The sequence below is a fragment of the Escherichia sp. E10V5 genome (assembly GCF_004212315.1).
Lineage (GTDB): Bacteria > Pseudomonadota > Gammaproteobacteria > Enterobacterales > Enterobacteriaceae > Escherichia.
Map to the genome: position 1 here is coordinate 45889 of NZ_RHJM01000025.1, position 15573 is coordinate 61461.

Annotated in this window: 10 protein-coding genes; 7 read left to right on the forward strand and 3 right to left on the reverse strand. The window is 51.7% G+C overall.

Translation table 11 applies throughout. The features are described from left to right. The first annotated feature begins 48 nt into the window (after window positions 1-48). From cmoM to gloC, 7 genes are all read left to right on the forward strand, one after another. Window positions 49-834: a tRNA uridine 5-oxyacetic acid(34) methyltransferase CmoM gene (gene cmoM, locus D9738_RS17880; RefSeq protein ID WP_130260779.1), complete on the forward strand. Its 786-nt coding sequence runs from the start codon at window positions 49-51 to the stop codon at window positions 832-834. Then, a complete protein-coding gene (gene mukF, locus D9738_RS17885) occupies window positions 831-2153 on the forward strand; it encodes a chromosome partition protein MukF (RefSeq protein WP_130205341.1) in 1323 nt (440 codons plus the stop codon). The genes cmoM and mukF overlap by 4 nt, the downstream gene beginning before the upstream one ends. Beyond that, window positions 2134-2838, forward strand: coding sequence for a chromosome partition protein MukE (mukE, locus tag D9738_RS17890; protein ID WP_010344468.1), 705 nt, complete (start codon window positions 2134-2136; stop codon window positions 2836-2838). The genes mukF and mukE overlap by 20 nt, the downstream gene beginning before the upstream one ends. Further along, window positions 2838-7298 carry a chromosome partition protein MukB gene (gene mukB, locus D9738_RS17895; protein ID WP_130260780.1) on the forward strand — a complete coding sequence of 1487 codons (4461 nt, stop codon included), beginning with the start codon at window positions 2838-2840 and terminating at the stop codon, window positions 7296-7298. The genes mukE and mukB overlap by 1 nt, the downstream gene beginning before the upstream one ends. 257 nt (window positions 7299-7555) lie before the next feature. Next, the gene (ldtD, locus tag D9738_RS17900; RefSeq protein WP_130260781.1) at window positions 7556-9403 is read left to right on the forward strand and encodes a L,D-transpeptidase; all 1848 of its coding nucleotides are present in this window, start codon (window positions 7556-7558) and stop codon (window positions 9401-9403) included. Between the two features lie 180 nt (window positions 9404-9583). Further along, entirely contained in the window at window positions 9584-10132 is a 549-nt protein-coding gene (locus D9738_RS17905) for a YcbK family protein (protein WP_130205347.1), read from the forward strand. Between the two features lie 26 nt (window positions 10133-10158). Further along, the gene (gloC, locus tag D9738_RS17910) at window positions 10159-10806 is read left to right on the forward strand and encodes a hydroxyacylglutathione hydrolase GloC (RefSeq protein WP_130260782.1); all 648 of its coding nucleotides are present in this window, start codon (window positions 10159-10161) and stop codon (window positions 10804-10806) included. 221 nt (window positions 10807-11027) lie between these two features. Here gloC and aspC read toward each other — a convergent pair whose 3' ends face one another. From aspC to asnS, 3 genes are all read right to left on the reverse strand, one after another. Then, window positions 11028-12218: an aspartate transaminase gene (gene aspC, locus D9738_RS17915; RefSeq protein WP_130205351.1), complete on the reverse strand. Its 1191-nt coding sequence runs from the start codon at window positions 12216-12218 to the stop codon at window positions 11028-11030. Between the two features lie 183 nt (window positions 12219-12401). After that, on the reverse strand, window positions 12402-13472 hold the full coding sequence (ompF, locus tag D9738_RS17920; RefSeq protein WP_130205353.1) for a porin OmpF: 1071 nt from the start codon (window positions 13470-13472) through the stop codon (window positions 12402-12404). A gap of 602 nt (window positions 13473-14074) precedes the next feature. Then, entirely contained in the window at window positions 14075-15475 is a 1401-nt protein-coding gene (asnS, locus tag D9738_RS17925) for an asparagine--tRNA ligase (RefSeq protein WP_130205355.1), read from the reverse strand. Between the last annotated feature and the right edge of the window lie 98 nt (window positions 15476-15573).

Consider the following 15573-nt stretch of genomic DNA (forward strand, 5'->3'; position numbering starts at 1 on the left):
AATAGCGTCTTTATCAGAAAACGTCTTAGCCAACCGGTGGAGAAAGCAATGCAGGATCGCAATTTTGATGATATTGCGGAAAAGTTTTCCCGTAACATTTACGGCACCACCAAAGGGCAGCTTCGACAGGCTATTCTGTGGCAAGATCTCGATCGCGTGCTGGCGGAAATGGGCGCGCAAAAACTGCGTGTGCTGGATGCCGGTGGCGGTGAAGGGCAGACCGCAATCAAAATGGCCGAGCGCGGGCATCAGGTCATTTTATGCGATCTCTCTGCGCAGATGATCGACCGCGCAAAACAGGCGGCAGAAGCAAAAGGTGTGAGCGACAACATGCAATTTATACATTGCGCCGCTCAGGATGTTGCTTCACATTTGGAAACGCCCGTTGATCTGATATTGTTCCATGCGGTACTGGAGTGGGTGGCCGATCCCCGCAGCGTATTGCAGACCCTGTGGTCCGTGTTGCGTCCAGGCGGCGTGTTGTCATTAATGTTCTACAATGCGCACGGCTTGCTGATGCATAACATGGTCGCCGGGAATTTTGATTACGTGCAGGCGGGAATGCCGAAAAAGAAAAAACGGACGCTTTCGCCAGATTATCCACGCGACCCGGCGCAAGTTTATCTGTGGCTGGAAGAAGCTGGTTGGCAAATTATGGGTAAGACAGGCGTTCGCGTGTTTCATGATTATCTGCGTGAAAAGCACCAACAGCGCGACAGCTATGAAGCATTACTTGAATTAGAAACGCGTTATTGCCGTCAGGAACCGTATATTAACCTGGGGCGTTATATTCATGTCACCGCGCACAAACCGCAGAGCAAGGATAAAGTATGAGTGAATTATCCCAGACAGTCCCCGAACTGGTTGCCTGGGCCAGAAAAAATGACTTCTCCATCTCGCTGCCGGTAGACCGACTCTCTTTTCTGCTGGCTGTTGCCACGCTGAATGGCGAGCGTCTTGATGGTGAGATGAGTGAAGGCGAGCTGGTGGATGCGTTCCGCCATGTGAGTGATGCGTTTGAGCAAACCAGCGAAACCATCGGCGTGCGCGCCAACAACGCGATCAACGATATGGTGCGTCAACGTCTGCTGAACCGCTTTACCAGCGAGCAGGCGGAAGGGAATGCTATTTATCGCCTGACGCCGCTCGGCATCGGCATTACTGACTACTACATCCGTCAGCGCGAGTTTTCTACGTTGCGCCTTTCTATGCAGTTGTCGATTGTGGCGGGTGAGTTAAAACGTGCAGCCGATGCCGCCGAAGAGGGCGGTGATGAATTTCACTGGCACCGCAACGTCTATGCGCCGCTGAAATATTCGGTAGCGGAAATTTTCGACAGCATCGACCTGACGCAACGTCTGATGGACGAACAGCAGCAGCAGGTGAAGGACGATATCGCTCAGTTACTGAATAAAGACTGGCGGGCGGCGATCTCCAGCTGTGAATTGTTGCTTTCGGAAACTTCCGGAACGCTGCGTGAATTGCAGGATACGCTGGAAGCGGCAGGCGACAAACTCCAGGCCAATCTGTTGCGCATTCAGGATGCCACTATGACCCATGACGATCTGCATTTTGTCGATCGCCTGGTGTTCGATCTGCAGAGCAAACTCGACCGTATTATCAGTTGGGGCCAGCAATCCATCGACTTGTGGATTGGCTACGATCGCCACGTACACAAATTTATTCGTACCGCTATCGATATGGATAAAAACCGCGTCTTTGCCCAGCGTTTACGCCAGTCGGTACAAACCTATTTTGATGAGCCGTGGGCGCTGACTTACGCCAATGCCGATCGTCTGCTGGATATGCGTGACGAAGAGATGGCACTGCGCGATGAAGAAGTGACCGGGGAACTTCCGCCAGATTTAGAGTACGAAGAGTTTAACGAGATCCGCGAACAACTCGCAGCGATTATCGAAGAGCAGCTCGCCGTCTATAAAACCAGGCAAGTACCGCTGGATCTTGGTCTGGTGGTACGCGAATATCTGGCGCAGTATCCGCGTGCGCGTCACTTTGACGTCGCGCGTATTGTTATTGATCAGGCGGTACGCCTCGGCGTAGCGCAAGCAGACTTCACCGGACTGCCAGCGAAATGGCAGCCGATTAATGATTACGGAGCCAAGGTACAGGCGCATGTCATCGACAAATATTGAACAAGTGATGCCGGTTAAGCTGGCGCAGGCGCTGGCGAATCCGTTATTTCCGGCGCTGGATAGCGCCTTACGTTCAGGCCGCCATATTGGCCTCGACGAACTGGATAATCATGCTTTCCTGATGGATTTTCAGGAATATCTGGAAGAATTTTACGCGCGTTATAACGTGGAGCTAATCCGCGCGCCGGAAGGTTTCTTCTATTTACGTCCACGTTCCACCACCATCATCCCACGTTCCGTGTTGTCGGAACTGGACATGATGGTCGGGAAAATCCTCTGTTATCTCTATCTCAGCCCGGAACGGCTGGCGAACGAGGGGATCTTTACCCAGCAGGAACTGTATGACGAACTGCTCACCCTGGCCGATGAAGCAAAATTGCTGAAACTGGTGAACAATCGTTCTACCGGTTCAGACGTTGACCGCCAGAAGTTGCAGGAAAAAGTACGCTCTTCGCTCAACCGTCTGCGTCGCTTAGGCATGGTGTGGTTTATGGGCCACGACAGCAGCAAGTTCCGCATTACCGAATCGGTGTTCCGCTTTGGTGCCGATGTGCGTGCGGGCGACGATCCGCGTGAAGCACAACGTCGTCTGATTCGCGATGGTGAAGCAATGTCGCTGGAAAATCACCTGCAACTCAATGACGAAACTGAAGAGAATCAGCCAGATAGCGGAGAGGAAGAATAATGATTGAACGCGGTAAATTTCGCTCACTGACGCTGATTAACTGGAACGGCTTTTTTGCTCGCACCTTTGACCTGGATGAGTTGGTCACGACGCTTTCCGGCGGTAACGGTGCGGGTAAATCCACCACGATGGCGGCGTTTGTTACGGCGCTCATTCCCGACTTGACCCTGCTGCATTTCCGTAACACCACGGAAGCCGGGGCTACCAGTGGTTCGCGTGATAAAGGTCTGCACGGTAAGCTGAAAGCGGGTGTCTGTTATTCGATGCTTGACACCATTAACTCGCGCCACCAGCGCGTGGTGGTCGGTGTGCGTCTGCAACAGGTTGCCGGACGCGATCGTAAAGTTGATATCAAGCCGTTTGCCATTCAGGGACTGCCGATGTCGGTGCAGCCGACGCAGCTGGTGACCGAATCCCTGAACGAACGCCAGGCGCGCGTGCTGCCGCTTAACGAGCTGAAAGAAAAGCTCGAGGCGATGGAAGGCGTGCAGTTTAAACAGTTCAACTCCATTACCGATTACCACTCGCTGATGTTCGATCTGGGCATCATCGCGCGTCGTCTGCGTTCGGCGTCTGACCGTAGCAAATTCTATCGTCTGATCGAAGCTTCGCTGTACGGTGGTATCTCCAGTGCCATCACCCGTTCTCTGCGCGACTACCTGTTGCCGGAAAACAGCGGCGTGCGTAAAGCGTTCCAGGACATGGAAGCGGCGCTGCGTGAAAACCGTATGACGCTGGAAGCGATTCGCGTCACCCAGTCGGACCGCGACCTGTTTAAACATCTGATCAGCGAAGCCACCAACTACGTGGCGGCGGACTACATGCGTCACGCCAACGAGCGCCGTGTCCATCTCGATAAAGCGCTGGAGTTTCGTCTCGAGCTACATACTTCGCGTCAGCAACTGGCGGCGGAGCAGTACAAACATGTCGATATGGCGCGTGAACTGGCAGAGCACAACGGTGCCGAGGGCGATCTGGAAGCGGATTATCAGGCGGCCAGCGATCACCTGAACCTGGTGCAAACCGCTTTGCGTCAGCAGGAGAAAATCGAACGCTACGAAGCGGACCTCGATGAACTGCAGATCCGTCTCGAAGAGCAAAATGAAGTGGTGGCAGAAGCCATCGAGCGCCAGGAAGATAACGAAGCGCGCGCGGAAGCCGCCGAACTGGAAGTGGACGAGCTGAAAAGTCAGCTTGCTGACTACCAGCAGGCGCTGGACGTCCAGCAAACGCGTGCGATCCAGTACAACCAGGCGATTGCTGCGCTTAATCGCGCCAAAGAACTGTGCCATCTGCCGGACTTAACCGCCGACAGCGCCGCCGAATGGCTGGAAACCTTCCAGGCGAAAGAGCTGGAAGCGACCGAAAAAATGCTCTCTCTTGAGCAGAAAATGAGCATGGCGCAAACTGCGCACAGCCAGTTTGAGCAGGCTTATCAGCTGGTGGTTGCAATCAACGGCCCGCTGGCGCGTAACGAGGCGTGGGATGTCGCCCGCGAACTGCTGCGCGAAGGGGTTGATCAGCGTCACCTGGCAGAGCAGGTTCAGCCACTGCGGATGCGCTTAAGCGAACTGGAACAGCGTCTGCGCGAGCAGCAAGAAGCTGAGCGTCTGCTGGCAGATTTCTGCAAACGTCAGGGCAAGAATTTTGATATCGACGAACTGGAAGCCCTGCATCAGGAACTGGAAGCGCGCATTGCCTCTCTTTCTGACAGCGTTTCCAACGCCCGTGAAGAGCGTATGGCGCTGCGTCAGGAGCAGGAACAGCTGCAGTCTCGCATTCAGAGCCTGATGCAGCGTGCGCCGGTTTGGCTGGCAGCGCAAAACAGCCTCAACCAGTTGAGCGAGCAGTGCGGTGAAGAGTTCACCTGCAGCCAGGATGTCACCGAATATCTGCAACAACTGCTGGAGCGTGAGCGCGAAGCGATTGTTGAACGTGATGAAGTGGGCGCGCGCAAAAACGCTGTCGATGAAGAGATCGAACGTTTAAGCCAGCCTGGCGGCTCCGAAGACCAGCGTCTGAATGCGCTGGCCGAGCGTTTTGGCGGCGTACTGCTGTCAGAAATTTATGACGACGTTAGCCTGGAAGATGCGCCGTACTTCTCGGCGCTGTATGGCCCGTCTCGCCACGCCATTGTGGTGCCGGATCTGTCTCAGGTGGCCGAACAGCTGGAAGGCTTAACCGATTGTCCGGAAGATCTCTACTTGATCGAGGGGGATCCGCAGTCGTTCGATGATAGCGTGTTCAACGTCGATGAGCTGGAAAAAGCGGTGGTGGTGAAAACCGCCGAGCGTCAGTGGCGTTACTCGCGTTTCCCGGAAGTGCCGCTGTTTGGTCGCGCGGCGCGTGAAAGCCGGATCGAAAGCCTGCACGCCGAGCGCGAATTGCTCTCTGAACGCTTTGCTACGCTCTCCTTTGATGTTCAGAAAACCCAGCGACTGCATCAGGCATTCAGCCGCTTTATTGGCAGCCATCTGGCAGTGGCGTTTGAGTCCGATCCAGAAGCCGAAATTCGCCAACTGAACAGCCGTCGTGTCGAACTGGAGCGGGCGTTGAGTAATCATGAAAATGATAACCAGCAGCAGCGAATTCAGTTTGAGCAGGCGAAAGAGGGCGTTGCGGCACTGAACCGTATCCTGCCGCGTCTCAACCTGTTAGCGGATGACTCACTGGCGGATCGTGTCGATGAAATCCGCGAACGTCTTGATGAAGCTCAGGAAGCCGCGCGTTTTGTTCAGCAGTTTGGCAATCAACTGGCGAAACTGGAGCCGATCGTTTCTGTGTTGCAGAGCGACCCGGAACAGTTCGAACAGTTAAAAGAAGATTACGCGTATTCTCAGCAGATGCAGCGCGATGCCCGTCAACAGGCATTTGCTCTGACTGAAGTGGTACAGCGTCGTGCGCACTTTAGCTACTCTGACTCGGCAGAAATGCTGAGTGGGAACAGCGATCTCAACGAAAAACTGCGCGAACGTCTGGAGCAGGCGGAAGCGGAACGTACTCGTGCTCGTGAAGCGTTGCGCGGCCACGCTGCGCAGTTGAGTCAGTACAACCAGGTACTGGCTTCGCTGAAAAGTTCTTACGACACCAAAAAAGAGCTGCTTAACGATCTACAACGAGAACTACAGGATATCGGCGTGCGTGCCGATAGCGGGGCAGAAGAGCGGGCGCGTATTCGCCGTGACGAGCTGCACGCGCAACTGAGCAATAACCGTTCACGCCGCAATCAACTGGAAAAAGCGCTGACCTTCTGCGAAGCGGAGATGGACAACCTGACCCGCAAACTGCGCAAGCTGGAACGTGATTACTTTGAGATGCGCGAGCAGGTAGTGACCGCGAAAGCGGGCTGGTGTGCGGTAATGCGCATGGTGAAAGATAATGGCGTTGAACGCCGCTTACACCGTCGTGAGTTGGCTTATCTCTCTGCCGATGATTTACGTTCCATGTCGGATAAGGCGTTAGGTGCGCTGCGTCTGGCGGTGGCGGATAACGAACATCTGCGCGACGTGCTGCGCATGTCGGAAGATCCAAAACGACCTGAGCGCAAAATCCAGTTCTTCGTGGCGGTTTATCAGCATCTGCGCGAACGTATTCGCCAGGATATTATTCGTACTGATGATCCGGTGGAAGCTATCGAGCAGATGGAAATCGAACTTAGCCGTCTGACCGAAGAGTTAACTTCTCGCGAACAGAAACTGGCGATCAGCTCCCGCAGTGTGGCGAACATCATTCGCAAAACCATTCAGCGCGAACAGAACCGTATCCGCATGCTCAACCAGGGCTTGCAGAGCGTATCGTTCGGTCAGGTGAACAGTGTGCGTCTGAACGTGAACGTGCGTGAAACCCACGCCATGCTGCTTGACGTGCTTTCAGAACAGCATGAGCAACATCAGGATCTGTTCAAGAGCAACCGTCTAACCTTCTCGGAAGCTCTGGCAAAACTGTATCAGCGACTTAATCCACAAATTGATATGGGGCAGCGCACGCCGCAAACCATTGGTGAAGAACTTCTGGATTACCGTAACTACCTGGAGATGGAAGTTGAGGTTAACCGTGGTTCCGATGGCTGGTTGCGCGCGGAGTCTGGCGCACTGTCGACCGGTGAGGCTATCGGTACGGGTATGTCGATTCTGGTGATGGTGGTACAGAGCTGGGAAGATGAATCTCGCCGCCTGCGCGGTAAAGATATCTCTCCTTGCCGTCTGCTATTCCTCGATGAAGCTGCGCGACTGGATGCCCGTTCCATCGCCACGCTGTTTGAATTGTGTGAGCGTTTGCAAATGCAGCTCATCATCGCGGCACCTGAAAATATCAGCCCGGAGAAAGGCACCACCTATAAACTGGTGCGTAAAGTCTTCCAGAATACCGAACACGTTCACGTCGTTGGCCTGCGAGGATTTGCGCCGCAACTCCCTGAAACGCTTCCAGGTACGGATGAAGCGCCTTCTCAGGCAAGTTAAGTTCAAGGCGGCAGCGATGCCGCCTTTTTTTTCGAAAAACTCCGTTTCTGCACTAAAAAAATGCCGCATTATGGCGCGCTTTTCTTTAAACTTCTTTACATTAGGTTGTGTAAAAACGTACCGACGTTTATATACTGAAGGTAAGCTTGAGAAGTAACAGGCTTGCTCGTCATACTTTCATGAGTATTGGCGTTGTAAAGGCAGTTAAGATAAAACAGCCTGGCTATTCAGAGTATGATAAAAACAGGGGGCAAGGGATGTTGCTTAACATGATGTGTGGTCGTCGGCTTTCGGCAATCAGTTTGTGCCTGGCCGTAACATTCGCTCCACTGTTCAGTGTGCAGGCTGATGAGCCTGAGGTTATCCCTGGTGACAGCCCGGTGGCTGTAAGTGAACAGGGAGATGTACTGCCGCAGGCGCAAGCCACGGCAATAATGGCGGGGATCCAACCGCTACCTGAAGGTGCGGCAGAAAAGGCCCGCACGCAAATTGAATCACAATTACCTGCAGGTTATAAGCCGGTTTATCTTAACCAGCTTCAACTCTTGTATGCAGCACGCGATATGCAGCCGATGTGGGAAAATCGTGATGCAGTTAAAGCTTTCCAGCAGCAGTTGGCGGAAGTGGCGATTGCCGGTTTTCAACCGCAGTTTAACAAATGGGTGGAGTTACTGACTGACCCTGGCGTTAACGGTATGGCACGTGATGTGGTGCTATCGGATGCAATGATGGGGTATCTCCATTTCGTCGCAAACATTCCGGTCAAAGGTACCCGCTGGCTGTACAGCAGTAAACCTTATGCGCTCTCAACACCGCCGCTCTCGGTCATTAACCATTGGCAGGTGGCGCTGGATAACGGTCAACTGACCACGTTTGTCACAGGGTTGGCACCACAGCATCCGCAATATTCAGCAATGCATGAATCTTTGCTGAACTTATTGAGTGATTCCAAACCGTGGCCGCAACTGACCGGTAAAGCAACGCTACGCCCTGGTCAATGGAGTAACGACGTCCCGGCGCTGCGCGAGATTTTGCAGCGTACAGGTATGCTCGAAGGTGGGCCGAAAATAGCACTGCCGGGCGATGAAACATCGACAGGCGCGGTAGTTAGTCCGTCTGCCGCTGCAATCGAAACAGCCGAAACTAAGCCGATGGGTAAGCAAACTACAGCTCGCAGTAAACCTGCGCCAGCCGTCCGAGCTGCCTATGATAATGAGCTGGTGGAAGCCGTGAAACGTTTTCAGGCATGGCAAGGCTTAGGGGCAGATGGCTCTATTGGCCCGGCAACGCGAGACTGGTTAAACGTCACGCCTGCACAGCGAGCGGGCGTGCTGGCGCTCAATATCCAGCGATTGCGCTTGCTGCCATCCGAGCTTTCTACTGGCATCATGGTTAACATTCCGGCCTATTCGCTGGTCTATTATCAGAACGGCAATCAAGTGCTGGATTCAAGGGTCATTGTCGGTCGTCCCGATCGCAAAACGCCGATGATGAGCAGTGCCTTAAACAATGTGGTGGTAAACCCGCCGTGGAACGTACCACCGACGCTGGCACGCAAAGATATTCTGCCAAAGGTGCGTAACGATCCCGGTTATCTTGAAAGCCATGGCTATACGGTTATGCGCGGCTGGAACAGCAAAGATGCGCTTGACCCGTGGCAGATTGACTGGTCGACGATAACCGCATCGAATTTGCCGTTCCGCTTCCAGCAAGCTCCTGGCCCGCGAAATTCGCTAGGACGGTATAAATTTAATATGCCGAGTTCAGACGCTATCTATTTGCATGACACGCCGAATCACAATCTTTTCAAACGTGAAACGCGCGCGTTGAGTTCTGGCTGTGTGCGGGTGAATAAGGCGTCGGATCTGGCAAATATGCTGCTGCAGGATGCTGGCTGGAATGACAAGCGTATCTCCGATGCTCTAAAGCGGGGTGATACCCGTTACGTTAATATTCGTCAATCGATACCGGTTAATCTTTACTATCTGACCGCTTTTGTTGGTGCAGATGGTCGTACCCAATATCGTACAGATATTTACAATTATGATCTGCCGGCACGATCCAGCTCGCAAATTGTCTCAAAAGCGGAACAATTAATCAGGTAAATGAAGTAGTTCGGGAAAATCTGTTGTCGTAATAATTAGCATTTTCGGGGGCTATTCTCTGTAGCCCCCGTCGCTGCTGGGGGTGAGTCATCTTGACGTCAGCTTTATGGGCGGTTAAGGTGCCTCTTGTGCGCCAGAAGTGCATATAAACGATAACATTGACCTGTAGACTTGATTATCATGGACAAATTCGACGCTAATCGCCGCAAACTACTGGCGCTTGGTGGTGTTGCACTTGGTGCCGCCATCCTGCCGACGCCTTCATTTGCGACACTCTCTACCCCACGTCCGCGCATTTTGACACTTAACAATCTCCATACCGGAGAGTCAATTAAGGCGGAGTTTTTCGATGGCAGAGGCTATATTCAGGAAGAATTGGCAAAACTAAACCATTTTTTCCGCGATTTCCGCGCGAACAAAATAAGGTCCATCGACCCAGGATTATTCGACCAGTTATATCGCCTGCAAGGGTTGTTAGGCACTCGCAAGCCAGTACAGCTCATATCTGGCTACCGTTCGATTGACACCAATAATGAATTACGCGCCCACAGCCGTGGAGTAGCAAAGAAAAGCTATCACACTAAAGGGCAGGCGATGGACTTCCATATTGAAGGTATTGCGTTAAGCAATATACGCAAAGCAGCGTTATCTATGCGCGCAGGTGGTGTAGGATATTACCCACGCAGTAACTTTGTGCATATTGATACCGGGCCAGCGCGGCACTGGTAACAATCGCTTAACGAAACAGGGGCAGTATGAATTATCGTATTATTCCGGTCACCGCATTTTCCCAGAACTGTTCATTGATCTGGTGTGAGCAAACTCGCCTGGCCGCACTGGTCGATCCGGGTGGCGATGCGGAAAAAATCAAACAGGAAGTTGACGCCAGCGGCCTGACGCTAATGCAGATCCTGCTGACGCATGGTCATCTGGACCACGTTGGCGCAGCGGCGGAACTGGCACAACACTACGGCGTGCCAGTGCTTGGCCCGGAAAAAGAAGATGAGTTCTGGCTGCAAGGCTTGCCTGCGCAGAGTCGCATGTTTGGCCTGGAAGAGTGTCAGCCATTAACACCAGATCGCTGGCTGAATGAAGGCGACACTATCAGCATAGGGAATGTGACTTTACAGGTGTTACATTGCCCAGGGCATACGCCAGGCCATGTGGTTTTCTTTGATAATCAGGCAAAACTGTTGATTTCTGGCGACGTCCTTTTCAAAGGCGGAGTAGGGCGCAGTGACTTCCCACGAGGCGATCACAAACAACTGATTTCTTCAATCAAAGATAAATTGCTGCCATTGGGGGATGACGTGACATTTATTCCGGGTCACGGACCATTATCCACTCTTGGTTATGAGCGCCTGCATAACCCCTTCCTGCAAGACGAAATGCCCGTCTGGTAAAAGCGCATAAAAAAGCCCGCTTTTAATGCGGGCCTGGATTTCTGACAAAGTGCGCTTTGTTTATGCCGGATGCGGCGCGAGCACCTTATCCAGCTTACAAAATCGTGCAAATTCAAAATGTTGCAGGGGGCGCGTAGGCCTGATAAGCGTAGCGCATCAGGCAATGTTGCGTTTGTCATCAGTCTCAGCCCGCTTTCAGCGGGCTTCATTGGTTTTAACGCTTACAGCACAGCCACAATCGCTTCGCACAGCGGCGCCATATTATCTGGCGTCATTCCGGCCACGTTTACGCGACCAGAAGCAACAGCGTACACGCCAAACTCTTCACGCAGACGCAGTACCTGTTCTTTTGTCAGGCCACTGAAAGAGAACATACCATTCTGTTTGATGATAAAGCTAAAGTCGCGGTTTGCGCCTTTCTCCTGCAGTGTATTAACAAATAACTGACGCATACGCTGAATGCGCTGGCGCATATCGGTCAGCTCTTGTTCCCAGATCGCACGCAAAGCCTCGTTGCTCAGGATCGTAGCAACAACCGAAGCCCCGTGAGCCGGTGGGTTAGAATAGTTTGCGCGAATTACTGCTTTCATCTGGCTGAATGCACGATCGACAGTTTCACTGTCTGCGGCAACCAGAGTACAAGCGCCAACACGCTCGTTGTACAGGCCAAAGTTCTTAGAGTAGGAACTGGCGACGATCAGCTCTTTATGCAGAGCCGCGAAAGCGCGCAGACCTTCAGCATCCTCTTCCAGACCACGGGCGAAACCCTGGTAAGCGAAGTCAAATAGCGGCAGCCAGCCTTTCTCAACAGAAAGCTGCGCCAGTGTTTGCCATTGCTCCAGTGTAGGATCGATGCCGGTAGGGTTATGGCAGCAGCCGTGGAACAGGACAACGTCACCAGCCTGAGCTTCGTTCAGACTGTTAACTAAAGCGTCGAAGTCCAGAGTGTGATTTTCCGCATCGTAATAAGCGTATTCACGAACTTCCAGACCCGCAGAGTTAAATACGCTCTTATGGTTTGGCCAGCTTGGGTTGCTCACCCACACGCGCTTAACGCTGGTATTTTTTGCCAGGAAATCGGCGGCTACACGTAATGCACCGGTACCACCTGGGGTCTGGGCTGTACGTGCGCGTTTGTCATTGATTAAGGCGCTACCTTTACCAAACAGCAATTCCTGGGTACAACGACCAAATTCAGGAATACCGTCAATGCCGAGGTAGTTTTTGGTGGTTTCATTTTCGAGCAGATACTGTTCAGCCTTTTTAACGCTGGTCAATACCGGGGTTTTGCCCGTCTCATCTTTATAGACACCAATCCCGAGGTTAATTTTGCCGGGACGTTCATCGGCACGAAACAGATCGGCCAGGCCCAGAATCGGGTCGGCAGGAGCGGCGGTAATGTTCTCAAACATGACGAGGTTCCATTATGGTTACAGAAGGGAAGTCCGCTATCAGGGTAACGGGAGATTTACAAAATTCCAACTATTACTGATGAAAACGCAGGCTGTTTTTTCAAGACGTGAGATTGCTCTGGAAGGCATAAAAAAACAGGACCAAAGTCCTGTTTTTTCGGCATTTAACAAAGAGGTCTGCTATTAGAACTGGTAAACGATACCTACGGCAACGGTATCATCAGAACCTACGCCCAGTTTGTTGTCAGAATCGATCTGGTTGATGATGTAGTCAACATAGGTGGACATGTTTTTGTTGAAGTAGTAGGTTGCGCCCACTTCAACGTAGTTCACCAGATCAACATCACCGATGCCTTCTACGTCTTTCGCTTTAGATTTGGTGTAAGCGATGGACGGACGCAGACCAAAGTCAAACTGGTATTGCGCAACTAACAGAACGTCTTGCGTTTTGTTGGCAAAGCCACCAGTGATCGGGGTGGCGTTACGGGTTTCACCGTAGTTTGCAGCCAGGTAGATGTTATTTGCATCATACTTCAGACCAGTTGCCCACTGTTCAGCTTTTTTACCCTGGCCGAGAGGCTGAGCTTCTTGCAGGTCGGTGCGGTCAGCTGCACCATAAGCACCAACGATACCAAAGCCTTCGAATTCGTAGCTGATGGAACCGCCAACACCGTCGCCGTTAGAACGTCGTGCAGTATCACGCTCGTTTTTACCCAGGTACTGAACAGCGAAGTTCAGGCCATCAACCAGACCAAAGAAGTTGGAGTTACGGTAGGTAGCAACGCCGCCTACACGACCAACGAAGAAGTCATCGCTGTATGCGGTATCGCCACCGAACTCTGGCAGCATATCGGTGTAGCCCAGTGCGTCATAAACAACACCGTAATTACGACCGTAATCGAAAGAACCTACGTCAGCGTATTTCAGACCAGCGAATGCCAGACGGGTTTTGTTGCCAGTTTGAGCGTCAGCACCTTCAGAGTTGTTACCCTGGAAGTTGTATTCCCACTGACCGTAACCGGTCAGATCGGAATTGATTTGAGTTTCCCCTTTAAAACCAAGGCGGGCATAGGTCATGTCACCATTGCCACCGTAACTGTTTTCACCGTTATCCTTGGAAAAATAATGCAGACCGACAGCTTTACCGTACAGATCTACTTTGTTGCCATCTTTGTTATAGATTTCTGCAGCGTTTGCAGTACCTGCTACTAACAGAGCAGGGACAATCACTGCCAGAATATTGCGCTTCATCATTATTTATTACCCTCATGGTTTTTTTTATAACACCTGCCACTGCCGCCAATAAGTTCTGTCAATGAATCTTTACGGAACTATTGATGAGAGTTTGGTGTTTTATGTATCTGCAGGCATCTTTCCATTCAAACTAACGTTTCGCTACCGTGAAAGTGCTACAAAGATAAAGATATAGTTACAAAAAGCAAAAATGTGTAACCATTGGTAAAATTTAAGGAACTTTGTGAACGCCGTCATATTTCCATTGGACTTTAATGATATTTGCAGTGAATTTGATCTATTTATATGATTTCCTTATGTTTAAATTAACTAAACGAAAATTTTCTTTCTGATTATTTTTCCCCGCAGTCTCACTGAATCACGCTTTCAGGCGTCCAGAAAGCCAAAAATAAGTATAAAAATTGTGCTATCAGCTAAGAAATTGCTAATCCGCAATAAGACTGTGGGTTAATTTTTTGTTCGCAAATATTTCAGAGAAATATTCCGTAACAGGAAGAGGGGCCTTGAGGGGTTGCAAATAGATTGATTGACTTAACAAACAGATAACTTGACAGAAGGGGATAAAAAAGAGCCAGCGTGCGCTGGCTCTTTCAGGAAGTGAATTAGAAGCTGGCGTTACGCGGAGTACGTGGGAAAGGAATCACGTCACGCACGTTCTGTACGCCGGTCACGTAGGCAATCAGGCGTTCAAAGCCAAGACCGAAACCGGAATGTGGAACAGTACCGTAGCGACGCAGATCGCGATACCACCAGTAATCTTCTTTGTTCAGGCCCATCTCCAGCATGCGCTCGTCCAGCACGTCCAGACGCTCTTCACGCTGCGAACCACCAATGATCTCACCGATACCCGGCGCCAGAACGTCCATTGCGGCAACGGTTTTACCGTCTTCGTTAAGGCGCATATAGAACGCTTTAATGTCTTTCGGATAGTTTTTAACCACTACCGGTGCTTTAAAGTGTTCTTCCGCCAGATAACGCTCGTGCTCAGAAGAGAGATCGACGCCCCAGTAAACCGGGTTTTCAAATTTCTTACCGCAGTTTTCAAGGATGGTGACTGCTTCGGTGTAATCAACCTGGGCGAAGTCTGCTTCAATGAAACGTTCCAGGCGGCTTACAGCATCTTTGTCCACGCGTTCAGCGAAGAATTTCATGTCGTCAGCACGTTCTTCGAGAACTGCTTTGAAGACATATTTCAGCATGGCTTCAGCCAGACCGGCGATATCGTTCAGATTAGCAAACGCGACTTCTGGCTCCAGCATCCAGAATTCCGCCAGGTGACGACTGGTGTTGGAGTTTTCAGCACGGAATGTCGGGCCGAAGGTATAAATTTTCGATAGCGCACAGGCATAGGTTTCGCCGTTCAACTGACCAGATACGGTCAGGAAAGACTCTTTACCAAAGAAGTCTTTATCGAAATCGACTTTGCCCTGATCGTTACGTGGTAGGTTTTCCAGATCCAGCGTTGAAACGCGGAACATCTCGCCAGCGCCTTCGGTATCGGACGCGGTAATCAGCGGCGTAGAAACCCAGAAGAAGCCCTGCTCGTTAAAGAAGCGATGCAGTGCCTGTGCCAGCGTGTGGCGAACGCGTGCTACAGCGCCAATCAGGTTGGTACGCGGACGCAGGTGAGCGACTTCACGCAGATATTCGATGCTGTGGCGTTTTGCGGCCATCGGGTAAGTGTCTGGATCTTCAACCCAACCGGCAACTTCAACGTTGCTGGCCTGAATTTCAAATTGTTGCCCCTGGCCCGGCGATGCCACGACTTTACCCGTCACAATGACCGAGCAACCGGTGGTCAGACGCAGTACGTCTTCATTGTAATTGGGCAGAGAATTATTGATGACAGCCTGTACAGGATCAAAGCAGGAACCGTCATAAACGGCGAGGAAGGAGATGCCAGCTTTTGAATCTCGGCGGGTACGTACCCATCCGCGCACGGTGACTTCGCTGTCAACGGCTATGCGGCCCTGGAGTACGTCGGCTACAGGCACAACGCTCATAATATTCTCTCTGTTAATAGTCGGAAAAAATAAACACTTGTCCACCCGTCAATGGGGGGATACCTATGTTACCTGGCATCTGCAATCAGACAAGCAGA

What these genes read in the sequence shown, in the direction of transcription:
- cmoM (WP_130260779.1), top strand. Translation starts at nt 49, where the DNA reads ATGCAGGATCGCAATTTTGATGATATTGCGGAAAAGTTTTCCCGTAAC.
- mukF (WP_130205341.1), top strand. Translation starts at nt 831, where the DNA reads ATGAGTGAATTATCCCAGACAGTCCCCGAACTGGTTGCCTGGGCCAGA.
- mukE (WP_010344468.1), top strand. Translation starts at nt 2,134, where the DNA reads ATGTCATCGACAAATATTGAACAAGTGATGCCGGTTAAGCTGGCGCAG.
- mukB (WP_130260780.1), top strand. Translation starts at nt 2,838, where the DNA reads ATGATTGAACGCGGTAAATTTCGCTCACTGACGCTGATTAACTGGAAC.
- ldtD (WP_130260781.1), top strand. Translation starts at nt 7,556, where the DNA reads ATGTTGCTTAACATGATGTGTGGTCGTCGGCTTTCGGCAATCAGTTTG.
- D9738_RS17905 (WP_130205347.1), top strand. Translation starts at nt 9,584, where the DNA reads ATGGACAAATTCGACGCTAATCGCCGCAAACTACTGGCGCTTGGTGGT.
- gloC (WP_130260782.1), top strand. Translation starts at nt 10,159, where the DNA reads ATGAATTATCGTATTATTCCGGTCACCGCATTTTCCCAGAACTGTTCA.
- aspC (WP_130205351.1), bottom strand. Translation starts at nt 12,218, where the DNA reads ATGTTTGAGAACATTACCGCCGCTCCTGCCGACCCGATTCTGGGCCTG.
- ompF (WP_130205353.1), bottom strand. Translation starts at nt 13,472, where the DNA reads ATGATGAAGCGCAATATTCTGGCAGTGATTGTCCCTGCTCTGTTAGTA.
- asnS (WP_130205355.1), bottom strand. Translation starts at nt 15,475, where the DNA reads ATGAGCGTTGTGCCTGTAGCCGACGTACTCCAGGGCCGCATAGCCGTT.